Consider the following 14,893-nt stretch of genomic DNA (forward strand, 5'->3'; position numbering starts at 1 on the left):
CTGACGGGCCAACGGGCACTCCTGTCCGGTTCCGCGGGATTCGACTCCTAGGAGGGACAACGGCCCGCGGAGGTTGCCTGCGCTCCCGCACCGAGCCCGCCCCGGTGCGCCGGTACCCCTCGTACACTGGGCCGAGGTGTACGGGAACACGTATGGCGTTCGGGGGAGACGATTGCCGTGGGTCCGGAACGGGGTCAGGTGCGGGTGCTGTCCACCGACGGCACGTTGTGGGGAGCGGGTGTCCTGACGGCGTCCCGTGCGTCGCCGGCCCCGACGCTCCAGGTGCTGACCTGCGCCCATGTCCTCACCGCGGCGCTGGGCGGACCCCGCGGCGAACCGGTCGTCGTCGACCTGCCGGGACGCGGCTGGAGCGCCACGGCCCGGCTCCTTCCCGGGGCCTGGGCGCCTCCCCCGCCCCTGGACGGCGCGGAACCGGGCGCCGCCCTCGCCGACCTGATGGACTTCGCCGTGCTGGCCCTGGACCCGGGCCACCCCCGTCCGGGCCAGGGCTGTGCTCCGCTCCCCCTCGCGTACGCCGGCGCACCGGACGGCCGGCGTGTCGCGGTCATCGGGTATCCCGTCGGCAGTCCCGCGGGCCTGATCGCCACCGCCCGGCTCACCGGGGCGGGCGGCCCCTGCCCCGAGTGGGTCCAGCTCGACGGTCTGCGCACCACCGGGGCGGTGGTGGAGGGCGGGTTCAGCGGCGCCGCCGTCTGGGACCCGGCCGCGGCGCGCGTCATCGGGATCGTGACCGCCGCCCACACCGACCGCGCCGCCAAGGTCGCCTGGATGCTGCCCGTGGAGAGCGTCACCCGGCTGTGGCCGCCGCTCGCCGACGCGGTGCGCCCCGCGGTCCCGCCGCCGTGCGCCCCGCCGTCCCTGGCCGAGCAGTACGAACTCGCCGACGCCCTCCTGGAGATACCGCAGATCGGCCACGACTCCGGCCGTCTGCTGCGCGACCTGCTGCCCGCTCCGATCCGGCGCAACATCCGCGACGACCCCTGGCCCCGGCAGCAGCTGCAGGCGGTCGTCCGGGCCTGCGCCGACCACCGGGAGGGCTGCCGGTCGCTGCGGGAGGCGGTCCGGGTCCTCGGAGGTGACGCGGTGTCGGTGACCGCGGCGCTGGACGTCCTCGACCGTGTCTGCCGCCTCGGCGAGCCCCGGCCGGGAGCCGGTGCATGACGGTCGCCACGCGGACGGTCCCGAGATACCTGGTGGACGCGGTGACGGAGGTGCGCTGTCTGCGGGACCTCGACGTGCTGCGCGGGATCGTCCGTCGGCTGTGCCCCGCTCTGGCGCCGGACCTGGACACCACGGTCGGCGCGTCCCGTCGCGCGGTCGTCGTCAACATGATGGAGGACCTGTGCACCCGGCCCGCCGGGCTCTCCCGGCTGGTGGAGCACCTGGAGATCCGCGAGGGGAACTCGGTCCCCATCCGGCGGCTGAAGGTGGCCACGGCGTCCTGGGAGGTCGAACTCCTCGACGACGAGGACTGGGACGAGCTGTTCGACCTGCTGGAGGGGGTGCGCGTCCCCGACCTGGAACGGCGGTACTCGGTCTTCCTGTACCACCTGGGCCGGCCGACGGCCCCGCTGCCCTGCACCGAGCCCTGGACGGTGTTCGTGCACGCGGCCACCCTCAACGCCCGTCCCGGCGAACAGCTGCCCTGCTTCCAGGTGTTGCAGCAGTTGCTGGCGCTGGGGGCGGACGGCGAGCGCCAGCAGCGCATCGTCGACTGGGCGCAGCGGCACGACCTCTTCGGGCCGGACGACCGCGAGGCCGATACCGGGTTCCCTCCCGTCAAGGAACCCCCGGCACCCGAGCGGACCTCCGTATGGGATCCGACCGACTACCTGATCATCCGTCTGCGGCCCCTGCTGGAGGTGAACTCCTCCTCCGGGCACGACACCCTCCTCACCCACTGGCTGCGGGTCCACCCGGACGGCCCGGTCAAGGGCGAGGAGGTCCGGATCAGCCTCGGGGAGGCGGAGCGCGAAGTGGCGGCCCTGGTACGGCGGGTGGAGAGCGACACCGCGTACCGCAGGACGGAGCTGGCGCTCGAATTTCTGCTTCCCAGGCATCTGTTCGCACTGAACGTGGAAGGATGGCGCAAGGCGTCTTTCCAAGGGGTGGGCGGAGTGTTGGGGGAGGACCACCATGTCGTCATCCGGAGCCTCGAAAGGCTGAACCGCCGCGATCTGCACGGCCGCTGGGGAAGACGCTGGGAGGCCTTCGCGCAGGGCCGCGCGGGCCGCGTCCACTGGTTCCCCGAGGACGGCCGGTCGCATCTGCTGTCCGAGCCCCCGCCCGCGATCGTCGTCCTCAGCGGACCGCCCGACGGCGCCCGGAACGCGCCGGGGGCGCCCGGAAGCCCGGACGAACTCGTGGAGGCGCTGAGAGCCGGGGCTCCCGTCATCGTCTGGGACAAGTGGGGCGACGGCGGTGCGACGTTCCGGGCGGCCCTGCGGTCCCTGCTCGGCCGCAAGGACCCCCGTCGGCTGCCCGAGGTGGTCAGGGCGTTGCGTATCGCGTCCATCGACGGCGATCCTGAGGGGGATGTGATGGTCGGCCGCCACGTCGCTCTGCTCTGGGACGATCCGAACCGGATGCCCGTCACGCCCGCGGGCACGTCGACGGTTCCTCCCACGGATGGGGAGGAGGCGCCTCTTGACTGGCCCTGACGACACCGCCGTGCCGGATGCCCCGGCCAGGGAAGCACAGCACCCGCGTTGGTGGATCTACCGGTCGGGCGGCGCCCCGCTGCGCGACACCGTGCTGAGCGACGTCCTCCCCCCGCCCCCGCCCTGGCGGACCTTCGACGGCGGCCCGGTCCTTCCTCCGCCACCCGAGGACGACACGGAGACCGTGCGCCGGCTCGGTGCTCACCGCCCCGCGGCCCGGGAGGACTCCGAAGCCGCCCGCAAGGAGGCGGAGATGGTGAACTCCGCCCTGCTGCTGCGCCGCCCCCTGCTGGTGACGGGCCGGCCGGGCACGGGGAAGTCCAGCCTCGCCTACCGGATCAGCCGCGCCTTACGGCTCGGACGGGTCCTGCGCTGGCACGTCACGAGCAGCACCACCCTGAGCGGCGGGCTCTACGCCTACGACGCCATCGGCCGGGTCCAGGACACCGCCGCCCGGACGGCCGCGGCGGGCGACGGCCCGCCCCCGGACGGCGGTCCGGCCCCCCTGGAGGTCGGCGACTACATCCAGCTCGGCCCGCTGGGCACCGCGCTGCTCCCCCATGCCGAGCCACGCGTCCTGCTCATCGACGAACTCGACAAGAGCGACCTCGATCTCGCCAATGATCTGCTCAGCGTCTTCGAAGAGGGCTCGTACGCCATTCCGGAATTACTCCGGAGCAGTCGCAGGCACCCTTCGGCGACGGTTCTGACGGACGATCCGGACCGGACCGCGGTGATCACCGGCGGAACCGTCACCTGCCGTGCGTTCCCCATCGTCGTCATCACGTCCAACAGCGAACGCGAATTCCCGCCCGCATTCCTCCGCAGATGCCTTCTGCTGGAAATGCCGGAGCCCGACGAGAACGACCTCGCCGACATGGTGGCCGCGCATCTGGGCGACGACACCGTGACCGAATGGGGCGGTGAGATCATCGCCCGTTTCCTGGACCGCAGCCGGGAACGCGGGGGCCTCTCCATAGACCAGTTGCTGAATTCGCTGTACCTTGCAAGCTCCGGCCGTCTGGACGATCTCGACGGCTCGGTCACCGAATTCTGCGAGCGGGTGTGGCACCGCCTGAACGGAGCCGGTCCCGGAGCGAGGCCCCGGTGACGGGGTCGGCTGAGGGTTCGTCACCGCGGCCGTCCCGACAGGAGTTGCTGGACGCGCTGTACCTGGCCGCGTGCCAGGACGCGGCGGCGCCCTACCCGTACCGCGTCTGGCGCCCGGAGAGCCCGCCGGAGCCCCGCGGTTCCCGGCCGGCGCCCGGGACGGACCGGCGCGGCCCCACCGGGCGGAGCGGGCCTGCCGCCACCCGGACGGGCCCGGACCGCGACACGCCCCCTCCCGCGGCCCCCGGGCCCGCGCCCGAGGAGCCCCGTACGGCGGCGGAGCCGGACCCCGCGCCCACCGCGCCCGGGCCCGCGCCCCGGCCGGAACCCGGGCCGGGTCCCGCGGGACGGACGGCGAAGCGCCCGCCCACCCACGCGTACCAGGCTCCCGCGCTGCTCGGGCACCCGGCGTCCGGACCGGCCGGGGACGCGGCGGCGCAGGGCGCCCGGTCCGCCGCCCCGGCCCTGCCGGGCGGCCGCGACCTGGCCCGGGCCCTGCGCCCGCTGCGGCTGCGCCGCCCCTCCGCGCGCGCCTGGACCCTGGACGAGAGGGCCACCGCCGACGGGGCGGCGGCGGACGGTTTGTGGCTGCCGGTGTGCCGCCCCGTGCAGGAACGCCGGCTGAGGCTGCTCCTGGTCGTCGACGCCCATCCGTCGATGGACCTGTGGCAGGACTCGATCCGCAGCCTCAGGGCGGTGATGGAGCAGACGGCGGCCTTCCGGGCCATCGACCTGACCCGGGCCGACATCGCGGGGACCGGGGCCCGCATCCGGGCCCTGGGGACCACGGACGGCGCACGTGCGCCCGACCCCGACAGCGTCGTCCTGGTGGTCACCGACGGCCACGCGACCGCCTGGCGCAACGGTGACGCCGCCGCCTACCTCTACTCGGTGGCGCGGTTCTGCCCGACGGCGGCGCTGAGCGTCATGCCGCAGGAGTCCTGGGAGATCACCCTCCCTTCGGCCGTCCGGGCGGAATTGACCGCACCCGGGGCGATGGCACCGAACCGGCTGCTCGGGGTCGGCCGGGTGCGCCACGGCCACCCGGAACTGGGCGACCCCGCACCGGCCCGGCCGGCCGGGCCCCTGCCCGTGCCCCTGCTGGAGCTGACACCGGGTTCGTTCGGGCGCTGGGCGCGGCTGCTGGCCTCCCCCGGCGGCCGCCACGACCTGGCGGTCCTGCTCACCGGGGTGGACGGCGACCTGGAGGCCCGCCCCGACCTGCCCGCGGCCCTGCCGCAGCCCCTGCCGGGACACCCCCGCGAGACCGTGGGCCGCTTCGTCGCACGGGTCTCCCCCACCACCTTCGCGCTCGCACGCCGGCTCGCGGCCGCCCCGCTCAACCTCCCGGTCATGCGTCTGGTGCAGCGCATGCTGCCCGGCGCCGGCCCCTGGAACCTCGCCGAGATCATGCTGTACGGCCTGCTGCGGCGCGTCCGCGACGACGACGTGGAGGACGCCGGACGGGTGTCCTTCGACTTCGCGGAAGGGGTGCGGGAAGAGCTGCTCGGGCTCGGCACCCGCCCCGAGACCATGAGCGTGCTGCGCCAGGTGTCGCTGCACCTGGGGCCGCGGCTCGCCACCGCCGTCACGGGCGGGGAGGCCCTGGTCGCCTGGCAGACGGACGCCCCCGACCCGCCCCTGAACGACCGCACCCGGCCCTTCGTCAGGCATCTGCGCACCGCGCTGTGCGCCCTGTCGGGGCCCTATCAGGTCCGCGCCAACCGCCTCCAGCGTCTCCTGCGCGAGGAGCGGGCGCCGACGTCACCCGCGCGCGATGTCCCCGAAAACATGACGCAGGGTGACGGATCGGATACGGTTGATCATCTCGTAGCACCCGCACCCGCACCACCGCAGGAATCGCCACCGCCGGCGCCACCAGGAGGTTCCGTGTCCACCGTCGAGCAGTCCACGCCTCCCGGCACCGCACCGGCGCCACAGGCCGTGCCGAACCCCCGCCGCATCGGCGCGAGCCTCCCGCTGCGGAACAGGAACTTCACCGGCCGCGAGGAACTGCTCCAGAAGTTGCGCCAGCGCCTGGCCACCGGTATAACCACTGCCGTCCTGCCCGAAGCCTTGCACGGCATGGGAGGCGTCGGAAAATCCCAGATCGCAATCGAATACGTGTACCGGTACGGCAGGGACTATGAACTGATCTGGTGGATCCCCTCCGAACAGATCAACCTGATTGTGCAATCTCTCATCGAGCTCGGGGAACACATGGGCTTAAGGGCAGGCGCCGACCGAAGCGCCGTGCCCGCGGTCCTTGAAGCACTTCGCGTGGGCCAACCCTACTCGAACTGGCTCCTTGTCTTCGACAATGCGGAGAATCCGCAGGAGGTCAGGCAATTCTTCCCGCACAACGGTCCAGGGCGCGTGATGGTAACCTCCCGCAATTCCCAATGGTCGACGCTGGCGAGCTCACTAGAGGTCGATGTGTTCCCACGTTCGGAAAGCGTCGCGCTGATCAAACGACGCAGTCCGCAGATTCCCGACGAAGCGGCCGACAGGCTGGCCGAGGCACTCGGTGACCTGCCGCTGGCCGTCGAGCAGGCCGCGGTGTGGCTTGCCGAGACGGGCATGCCAGTGCACCAGTACCTGGACCTTTTCGAGACCAAGTGCGCGGAGCTCCTGGAACTGGCGCCCCCCGCCGACTACGGCCTCCCGGTCGCGGCCGCCTGGAACGTCTCGCTGGACCGCCTCCGCGAGGACCATCCGGCCGCGCTCCAATTGCTGCAGATCTGCGCCTTCTTCGCGCCCGAGCCCATTTCGCGGAGCTTTTTCGAAGCGGTGCGCGGCGTCACCGCTCCCCCGGCGCTGCGGGCCGCCCTGGACGACCCCATCAAGCTGTCCCACGCCGTAAGGGAGATCGGGCGGTACGCCCTCGCCCGCATCGACCACCGCAGCTCCACCATCCAGGTCCACCGTCTGGTGCAGCGCGTCCTCATCGAGCAGATGAACCGTCAGGAACGCGCGGAGATGCGGCACTACGCCCATGAGATCCTCGCCAACGCCGACCCGAGGAACCCCGACCTGCCCGAGGCGTGGCCGCGCTACTCGGCCCTGCTGCCGCACGTCCGGGCGACCCGGCTGGTGGAGTGCGAGGACGGCTGGGCGCGCCAACTGCTGCTGAACGAGGCGAGTTTCCTCATCTCGCGCAGCGACTACCAGGAGGCCCTGGAGATCGCCGACGAGGCGGCGGCCACCTGGCGCCAGGCCCTCGGCGACGACCACGAACAGGTCATCACCATGGACCAGAGCCGCGTCCTGGCGCTGCGCTGGCAGAACCGCTACGAGGAGGCGTACACCCTCCAGGTCGAGCTGGTCGACCGCTGCCGCCGGGTGCTCGGCGAACGCAACGAGACGACCCAGCGCGCACTGAGCGTGCTGGCCATCCTGCTGCGTCTGCGCGGCGACTTCTACCAGGCGCGTGAGCTGGACCGGTCGACGTACGAGACGACGCTGCTCGACTTCGGCGCCCACGACCCTGGCACGCTGCAGGCGGCGCACAACTACACCGTCAGCCTCCGGCTCGCGGGAGACTTCACCCAGGCCCTGACGATCGACACGGAGACCTACGAGCGCCGGGTCGAGGTGCTCGGGGACGACCACATGTCGACGCTCAGCAGCCGCTACCAGATGGCGCTGGACTACCAGGAACTCGGCAACGCCAGCGCCGCGAAATCCCTGCTGACGGACTTGCGGGAGTTCGCGCTCCAGCGACTGGGCCCCGAGCACGACATGACCATCAGGGCGACCCGGGAACTGTCGGTCACCCTGCGCAAGCTGGGCGACCACGAGGGCGCTCTGGAACTCTCCTCGATGGCGCTGAAGGTCCTCCGTGAGAAGGCCGGGGAGGACTCCCTGGAGACGGTGCGGGCGTCACTCAACCACGCCACCGACCTGCGTCAGACCGGTGACCTCGCCAAGGCGGCGGAACTCGGCGAGGTCACGATGCGCAGGTGCCGGGCGCTGCTCGGCGAGGAGCACCCGCACACCTACGCGACGGCGACCAACCTGGCGGTGACGCTGCGTCTGCTCGGCCGGGTCCGCGAGGCGCACGAGCTCGACCACGCGTCCGTGGACGGACTCAGCAGGGTGCTCAGCCCGGACCACCCGCGCACGCTCCTGACGCGCACCAACCTGGCCAGCGACCACTACGCGGTCGGCCAGTACGAGGAGGCCCGCGCCATGGACGCCGAGTTGCTGGAGCTCAGCCGCCGGCACCGCACCGAGGAGCACTCCTCGACGCTGGCCGTGATGCTGAACCTGTCCTACGACCTCCGGGCCCTGGACGAACCGGAGGAGGCGCAGCGGCTGTACGACGAGGCGCTCTCCCGTTTCCGCGGCTTCTACGGCGCCTCGCACCAGGCCACGCTCGACGCCGAGAACCTCAAACGGGCCAACTGCGACATCGACCTGCTGGGCGTCTGACCTCCGGGCGGGGCCGCCGGGAGCCGAGCCATCCGGCCAGCTCCTCGACCCCCGGCAGGGGTTCGCCACGCCGGGACAGCGCGGTGTGGAGCGCCAGGACGAGTTCCGGGCGCTCCACCAGCACCGCGCCGCGCGACCCCAGGGCCAGGCCGATGCCGACACAGGTGTCGGCGACGGGGGCGGACCGGCGGTAGTGGCGCAGCGCCTCCTCCCGGTCCCCGCTCACCAGCGCGGCGTCCGCGGCCGTGGCCCCCGTCATGCCCGACGGGTCCTCCACCCCGGCGGCGAGCGCGGCCCGTACCCGGGCGAAGGCGCGGGGGTCGGCGAGCCGCAGCCGGGCCAGGGCGGTCCGGGCTCCGCCGCCCACGGAGGCCGGCGGAGCCGTGCTGAGGCGGGCGGCCGGGAGCGGGACGGGCGGGGGGCATCCCCACTCGCCAGAGCCAGGCGAGCCGGTCCACGTCGGCGTCGGCGACCGTCAGGTTCCTGGCCCGCCACAGGGCCGAGGCGTCCCGGCAGCACAGCTCCACGAGCCGCGCCGGCAGTGCGGGTACGGCTTCGGTCCACCAGGGTGCGGCGGACTCGGCGAGGGCGGCGACGACGCGGCCGCCGGCGGCGGTCAGGCCGGTGGCGCCGCCCAGGGCCGCCAGCGCGGTGCGCACCTGCCAGCGGTGCAGGGCGAACTCGAACTCGGCCCGGGGCCCGTCGGCCGCCCGGCGACGCAGCCAGAACGCGGTGACCCCGGCGAAGGCATGGGCGCCGTACAGCAGTCCCCGCAGGGGGCGCGGGTCGTTGCGCCACGGCGCGAAGTACACCGGTTCCGGCCCTTCGCGCAGCGGTACGAAGAGGGGGGTCAGGTCCCCGAGGGCCGTCAGCAGCTGGTGGCGTGCCTCGTGGACGAAGGTGGCGGCCATCGCGGGGATGTCCCTGCTGAACGACGTCATGACGGCCCCGTAGGCGTCGGGGACGGAGGCGCTGATGACACGCTGCCCGCCCGCGTCCTCCAGGGGGACGACGGACCGCACGGCCCCCGTCACCGCCCGGTAGGCCGCCGGATCGGTCGTCCTCAGCATCTCGTACGTGGCGTGCAGCACCGCGCGCCAGTCCCGTACCTCTGCCCGGCTGAGGTCCAGCGGGTCGTGCACGGCCCGGAAGTCGCGGTGCGGCGAGAGGTGATCGAGTACGGCCGGTGTGCCGCGCGGCCCCGCGACGCCCAGTGCGGGCAGCGGCGACCAGCCCTCCGACGGGGCCGCGAGGTCGTGCGGCATGCGCAGGGAACCGCTGTCGCCGTAGACGACCGTTCCACTCGGCCCGCATTCGATCCCCACCAGCGCCCACTCCCCCCGGCCGACCGCCGCCGTCAGCCCGAGGGAGGGCAGCCAGAGCCTGCCGCCCCGGACGGGCACCCGCAGGGAGCAGCGTGTCCCGGCACGGATGGCGGCGGCCGCGGCCACGGAGCCCAGCAGGGTCGCGGCGGCGTAGGGCGACGCACCGGCCGGGGGGACGACTCCGTGGGCCAGCTGCCGCACCAGCTGGAAGGCCCAGGCGGCGACCGCCGGGTCGTGGAACACGGCCTCCACGGCGGCCGGATCGGCGCGCTGTGCGGCACTGAGCAGGTTCCATGCCGCCGCGGGCCTCGTCGGAGGGGCGCCGCCGGGCCGGCGTTCCTCGGGGTGCGGGGACAGCTCGAGGATCGCCCTGAGCGCGAGCACGAGCCGGCTGCGCTCCGCCGAGTCGAGCAGGGCGACGTCCGCGGCACGGACGTCGCCGACGGCGATCCCCACGAGCGTCCTCGAAGGGACGTGGTAGGGCTCAGGTGTGGTCAACAGTCACGGTCGACCGGTGCTCAGGCCTTCCGGACCGCTCCACCGCACATGGCGGCGGCCATTCTGCCCTCGCACAACGGGGCCGACGTGTGGGCGAGTCGCCCCTGCAACCGCGCCAGGGCGTCCGCGAGACCGCTGACCTCTCCGAGTTCGTCGAGGGGGACGCCCGACAGATCGATGAGCCCTGAACGAATCCCCTGTGTGGTGCCCTCCGTGTGCGCCATGCCCCTATGGTGACCGAAGCGGGCCCGCTGCGGAAGACGCACTGTCAGGAGCCGTCGGCCGCACGGCCGGAGCATCTCCCCACCCGCCCCAGGCATTGACGCGAACATGTAGCCCCCCTATGTTCTGGGCCGAAGTTACGAACTACGTTCGACATTGCGGACAAGGGACGGTCCTGTATGCCTCGGATGTTTCGTCGACGTCCCGGCCCGCCCGCGACGCGCCGCCGCAGACCTCTGCTCGTCTGTGTGCTGACGCTGCTGGTGGCCCTGGTGGCGGCGACCCAGCCGGTGTCCGCCGCGGACGGCCGCCCGTACACCAACCCGCTGAAGTCCTCCAAGGGCGCCGACCCCTGGCTGGAGTACTACGACGGCAACTACTACCTGGTCACCACGACGTTCACCGGCATCCTGGGCATCCGCAAGTCGCCGACGCTGGCCGGCCTCGCCACCGCGCCCAACGTCCAGGTGTGGTCGGACACCACGTCCACCCGCGACACCAACATCTGGGCACCGGAGCTCCACCGGTTCAACGGCCACTGGTACCTGTACTACTCGGCCGGCCCGAGCGGTGTCTCCTGCTGCGACTCCCAGCGCACCCACGTCCTGGAGAGCGCCGGCACCGATCCGCTGGGCCCGTACACCTACAAGGGGTCGCTCACCGGCTCCAACCTCACCCCGGGCGGCTGGCTGATCGACGCCACCGTGCTCCAGGCCGGCGGCAAGCTGTACCTGGTCGGCAGCGGGTTCATCGGCGGCAGCAGGCAGAGCCTGGTCATCGCGCCGATGAGCAACCCGTACACGCTCTCCAGCGACACCTTCACGATCATCTCCAGCCCCACGCTGAGCTGGGAGACCTCGGGCGCGGCGGTGAACGAGGGTCCCGAGCCGCTGTATCACGCCGGGCGGACGTTCCTGACCTTCTCGGCGAGCTACTGCACCACGGCCGACTACAAGCTGGGCCTGCTGGAGCTGACCGGCTCCGATCCGCTCAACCCGTCCTCCTGGACGAAGACGCAGTCGCCGGTCTTCCAGCGCAGTGACACGAACGGGGTCTACGGGCCCGGTCACAACGGCTTCTTCAGCTCGCCGGACGGCACCGAGAACTGGATCGTCTACCACGCCAACTCCTCCAGCGGCGGCGGCTGCGGCAACGGGCGCACGACCCGGGCGCAGAAGTTCACCTGGAACGCCGACGGCACCCCGAACTTCGGCACTCCGGTCGCCCTCGGCGCCTCGCTGCCCGGTCCCTCCGGCGAGACGGCGACGACCCCGGCCGCGTACACCCTGGTCAACCGCAACAGCGGCAAGTGCCTGGACGTCGAGGGCGGCGCCACGGCCGACGGCACCAACATCTTCCAGTGGACCTGCAACGGCGGGACCAACCAGAAGTGGAAGATCGAAGACCTCGGCGACGACACCAGCCGGCTGGTCAGCGTGGCCACCGGCAAGGTCGCCGACATCGCCGGCTGCGCGAGCGCGGACGGCACCGACATCCGGCAGTGGTCGTGGCTGAACAACAAGTGCCAGCGTTTCCGGCTGGTGTTCACCGCCACCGGCGACTACGTCCGGATCGTCAACGAGTCCACCGGCAAGGTCGCCGACGTCGCCGACTGCGGTACCGCGAACGGCACCGACGTACGGCAGTGGACCTGGCTGGACAACACCTGCCAGCAGTGGCGCCTCGTGCCCACCGCCTGACCCCGTCCACCCCCTGTCCTCTTTCGTCCTTCGGCCTCCCCGGCTCGCCCGGGTCGTCCCTCAGCTCCCCATCCCCTGGAGAACCCCCTTGAGACGCAACGCCGTACGGCTGCTCCTGGCCGTCCTCGTCGCCCTCGCGGCCGTCCTCACCGGCGTGGGCTCCCCCGCCCAGGCCGCCGTACCGGAATCCCCCGCCGTGACCTACACCAACCCGATCGCCGAGAAGCGGGCCGACCCGCACATCTTCAAGCACACCGACGGCTACTACTACTTCACCGCCACCGTTCCGGAGTACGACCGCATCGTGCTGCGCCGGGCGACGACCATCCAGGGCCTCGCCACGGCCTCCGAGGTCACCATCTGGACCAAGCACTCCAGCGGGATCATGGGCGCGCACATCTGGGCGCCGGAGATCCACTTCATCGACGGCAAGTGGTACGTGTACTTCGCGGCCGGGTCGACCTCCGACGTGTGGGCAATCCGGATGTACGTCCTCGAAGGCACCGGCGCCAACCCGCTGACCGCGACCTGGACCGAGAAGGGCCAGATCACGACCACGTGGGAGAGCTTCTCCCTGGACGCCACCACGTTCGTGGTGGGCGGTGTCCGCTATCTCGCCTGGGCGCAGCGCAACCCGGCCGAGGACAACAACACCAGCCTGTTCATCGCGAAGATGGCCAATCCCTGGACGATCTCCGGCACGCCGACGGAGATCTCACAGCCCACGCTGTCCTGGGAGACGGTGGGCTACAAGGTCAACGAGGGGCCGGCGCTGATCCAGCACGGCGGCAAGGTGTTCCTGACCTACTCGGCCAGCGCCACCGACGCCAACTACTGCCTGGGGATGCTGACCGCGTCCGCGACGGCGGACCTCACCAACGCGGCGTCCTGGACGAAGAGTCCGTCGCCGGTGTTCGCGTCGAGCGCGGCGACCTCGCAGTACGGGCCGGGGCACAACTCCTTCACCGTGTCCGAGGACGGCAAGTCGGACATCCTCGTCTACCACGACCGCAGCTACAAGGACATCTCCGGCGACCCGCTGAACGACCCCAACCGCCGCACCCGGGTGCAGAAGGTGTACTGGAAGGCCGACGGCACGCCGGACTTCGGCATCCCGGTCGCCGACGGGGTCACCCCGCAGCGCTTCTCCTCCTTCAACTACCCGGACCGGTTCATCCGGCACTGGGACTACCGCGGGAAGATCGAGGCGAACGTCAGCCCCCTCGCGGACTCGCAGTTCCGGGTCGTGACGGGGCTGGCCGGTACCGGCACGGTGTCACTGGAGTCGGCCAACTTCCCCGGCTACTACCTGCGGCACAAGAACTTCGAGGTGTGGGTGGAGAAGAACGACGGCACCGCGGCCTTCGCCTCCGACGCCAGCTTCTACCAGCGGTCCGGGCTCGCCGACGCGGCGGGGATCTCGTACGAGTCCGTCAACTACGCGGGCCGCTACATCCGGCACTACGACTACCTGCTGTACGTGCAGACCCCGAGCACCACGACGGACAAGGGGGACGCCACCTTCTACGCCCAGTGAGGACCGACCTGGGCGCCCGTCCTCCGGACGTCGGCAAGGGAAGAAGGCCCCCGCGGACTTCTTCCCTCACCAGGTCAGGTGCAGCTCCTGCGGGGAGCGGTGGATCAGCGTCGGGCGCATGACGACGGGATGGTCCGCTTCGAGCCGCAGGCCCGGCAGACGGCGGGTCAACTCGGTCAACGTCAGGCGGAGTTGCTCGCGCGCCAGCTGGGCCCCGGGGCAGGTGTGCGGGCCGTGCCCGAAGGCGAGGTGGCGGCCGGGCGGGCGGGTGATGTCGAACTCGTCCGGCCGCGGATGCCGCGTCCCGTCCCGGCCCGTCGCGCCGAAGGCGACGAACAGGGAGGCCCCGGCGGGAAGTTCGGTACCGGCGAGGGTGACCGGGCGGGTGGTGACCCGGCGGAACCCCTGGAGCGCGGTGTCGTGGCGCGCGGCCTCCTCGACGGCCGCGGGAATCCGCTCCGGCTCCGCGCACAGCAGGTCCCACTGCGCGGGGTGCCGCAGCAGATGCAGCACACAGGTCCCGATCAGCGCGGTGGTGGTCAAGTGGCCCGCGATCAGCAGGTTCTGCAGATGCGAGACCACCTCGTGCCGCTCGTCCAGGGTGAGTTCGCCCGGCGGGGAGCCGCCGGAGGCGACGGATGTGACGGACGTGACGGACGTGACGGACGTGACGATCTCCGAGCACAGGTCGGGGCGCGGGTCGGCGTGCCGTTCCCGGGCGTACCGGTCCAGGAGGCGCTGTCCGGCGACCGTGTCCCCGGCGGCGGCGATCTGCTCCTCCTCCGTCAGGGGGCGGAACAGCAGCTCCTCCGCCCGCAGGCCGCCGTGCACCACGGCCGGCACATCGGCCGGGTCGATGCCGACGATCCGCCCGACGACCTCGCCGGGCAGCCGGCGCGCGTAGGCCGCCATCAGCTCCACCCGTCCGTCCCCGGCGAACTCGTCCACCAGGGCGGCGGCGCGCTCCGCGGCGTACGGCAGGACCGCGGCGACCCGTGCGGGGGACAGCCCGCGGACGAGGGGCGCGCGCAGCCGCTGGTGCTCCGCGCCGTCGGTGCCGACGACCACCGGCCGCCCGCCGAAGCCGGTGGCGAGCACCCCGAGCGCGGCCGGCGAGGGCATCACGTCGGGTCGCAGTGCCCCCGCCGAGGAGAAGTCGCCGGGCCTGCTCAGCACCTCGCGGACGTCGTCGTCGCGGGCCACCAGCCAGGCGTCCAGCTCGGGGACGTGGAGCAGGCCCTCGGCCGCCCGGGCCCGTCCGTAGAGCGGATAGGGGTCCCGCTGCACGTCGTCCAGTGCGCCGAGCCCGGTGCGGTCCACGTGACTGCCTCCCCTGCCGGTGGTGGTGCGGGGTGCGTGCGAGGTCGGCCTACAGGGTGCCGTACG

9 protein-coding genes are annotated in these 14,893 nt (G+C 72.4%); 6 read left to right on the forward strand and 3 right to left on the reverse strand.

Annotated elements, in window-relative coordinates:
• The first annotated feature begins 177 nt into the window (after positions 1-177).
• From U5640_RS07615 to fxsT, 4 genes are read left to right on the forward strand one after another with little or no spacing between them, the layout of a single operon-like run.
• Positions 178-1,182: a trypsin-like peptidase domain-containing protein gene (locus U5640_RS07615; protein WP_340375021.1), complete on the forward strand. Its 1,005-nt coding sequence runs from the start codon at positions 178-180 to the stop codon at positions 1,180-1,182.
• Positions 1,179-2,681 carry a hypothetical protein gene (locus U5640_RS07620; RefSeq protein WP_340375022.1) on the forward strand — a complete coding sequence of 501 codons (1,503 nt, stop codon included), beginning with the start codon at positions 1,179-1,181 and terminating at the stop codon, positions 2,679-2,681. Before U5640_RS07615 ends, U5640_RS07620 begins: the two co-directional genes overlap by 4 nt.
• Positions 2,668-3,792 carry a MoxR family ATPase gene (locus U5640_RS07625; RefSeq protein WP_340375023.1) on the forward strand — a complete coding sequence of 375 codons (1,125 nt, stop codon included), beginning with the start codon at positions 2,668-2,670 and terminating at the stop codon, positions 3,790-3,792. Before U5640_RS07620 ends, U5640_RS07625 begins: the two co-directional genes overlap by 14 nt.
• A 44-nt stretch (positions 3,793-3,836) precedes the next feature.
• On the forward strand, positions 3,837-8,225 hold the full coding sequence (gene fxsT, locus U5640_RS07630; protein ID WP_340375024.1) for an FxSxx-COOH system tetratricopeptide repeat protein: 4,389 nt from the start codon (positions 3,837-3,839) through the stop codon (positions 8,223-8,225).
• Here fxsT and U5640_RS07635 read toward each other — a convergent pair.
• Together U5640_RS07635 and U5640_RS07640 are read right to left on the reverse strand one after the other, a co-directional pair.
• Positions 8,144-10,006 carry an HEXXH motif-containing putative peptide modification protein gene (locus U5640_RS07635; RefSeq protein WP_340375025.1) on the reverse strand — a complete coding sequence of 621 codons (1,863 nt, stop codon included), beginning with the start codon at positions 10,004-10,006 and terminating at the stop codon, positions 8,144-8,146. The genes fxsT and U5640_RS07635 overlap by 82 nt on opposite strands.
• A 62-nt stretch (positions 10,007-10,068) precedes the next feature.
• Positions 10,069-10,272 (reverse strand): hypothetical protein, encoded by a 204-nt coding sequence (locus U5640_RS07640; protein ID WP_340375026.1) that lies wholly within the window; start codon positions 10,270-10,272, stop codon positions 10,069-10,071.
• Positions 10,273-10,458: 186 nt separating this feature from the next.
• Here U5640_RS07640 and U5640_RS07645 point away from each other — a divergent pair, with 186 nt between their 5' ends.
• The gene (locus U5640_RS07645) at positions 10,459-11,970 is read left to right on the forward strand and encodes a family 43 glycosylhydrolase (RefSeq protein WP_340384994.1); all 1,512 of its coding nucleotides are present in this window, start codon (positions 10,459-10,461) and stop codon (positions 11,968-11,970) included.
• An 88-nt stretch (positions 11,971-12,058) separates the two neighbouring features.
• Positions 12,059-13,507, forward strand: a complete 1,449-nt coding sequence (locus tag U5640_RS07650; protein ID WP_340375027.1) for a family 43 glycosylhydrolase — start codon at positions 12,059-12,061, stop codon at positions 13,505-13,507.
• Between the two features lie 66 nt (positions 13,508-13,573).
• On the opposite strand, the gene U5640_RS07655 is transcribed toward U5640_RS07650, so the two are convergent.
• Positions 13,574-14,827 carry a cytochrome P450 gene (locus U5640_RS07655; protein ID WP_340375028.1) on the reverse strand — a complete coding sequence of 418 codons (1,254 nt, stop codon included), beginning with the start codon at positions 14,825-14,827 and terminating at the stop codon, positions 13,574-13,576.
• Between the last annotated feature and the right edge of the window lie 66 nt (positions 14,828-14,893).

Source organism: Streptomyces sp. SS7, assembly GCF_037993025.1.
GTDB lineage: Bacteria > Actinomycetota > Actinomycetes > Streptomycetales > Streptomycetaceae > Streptomyces.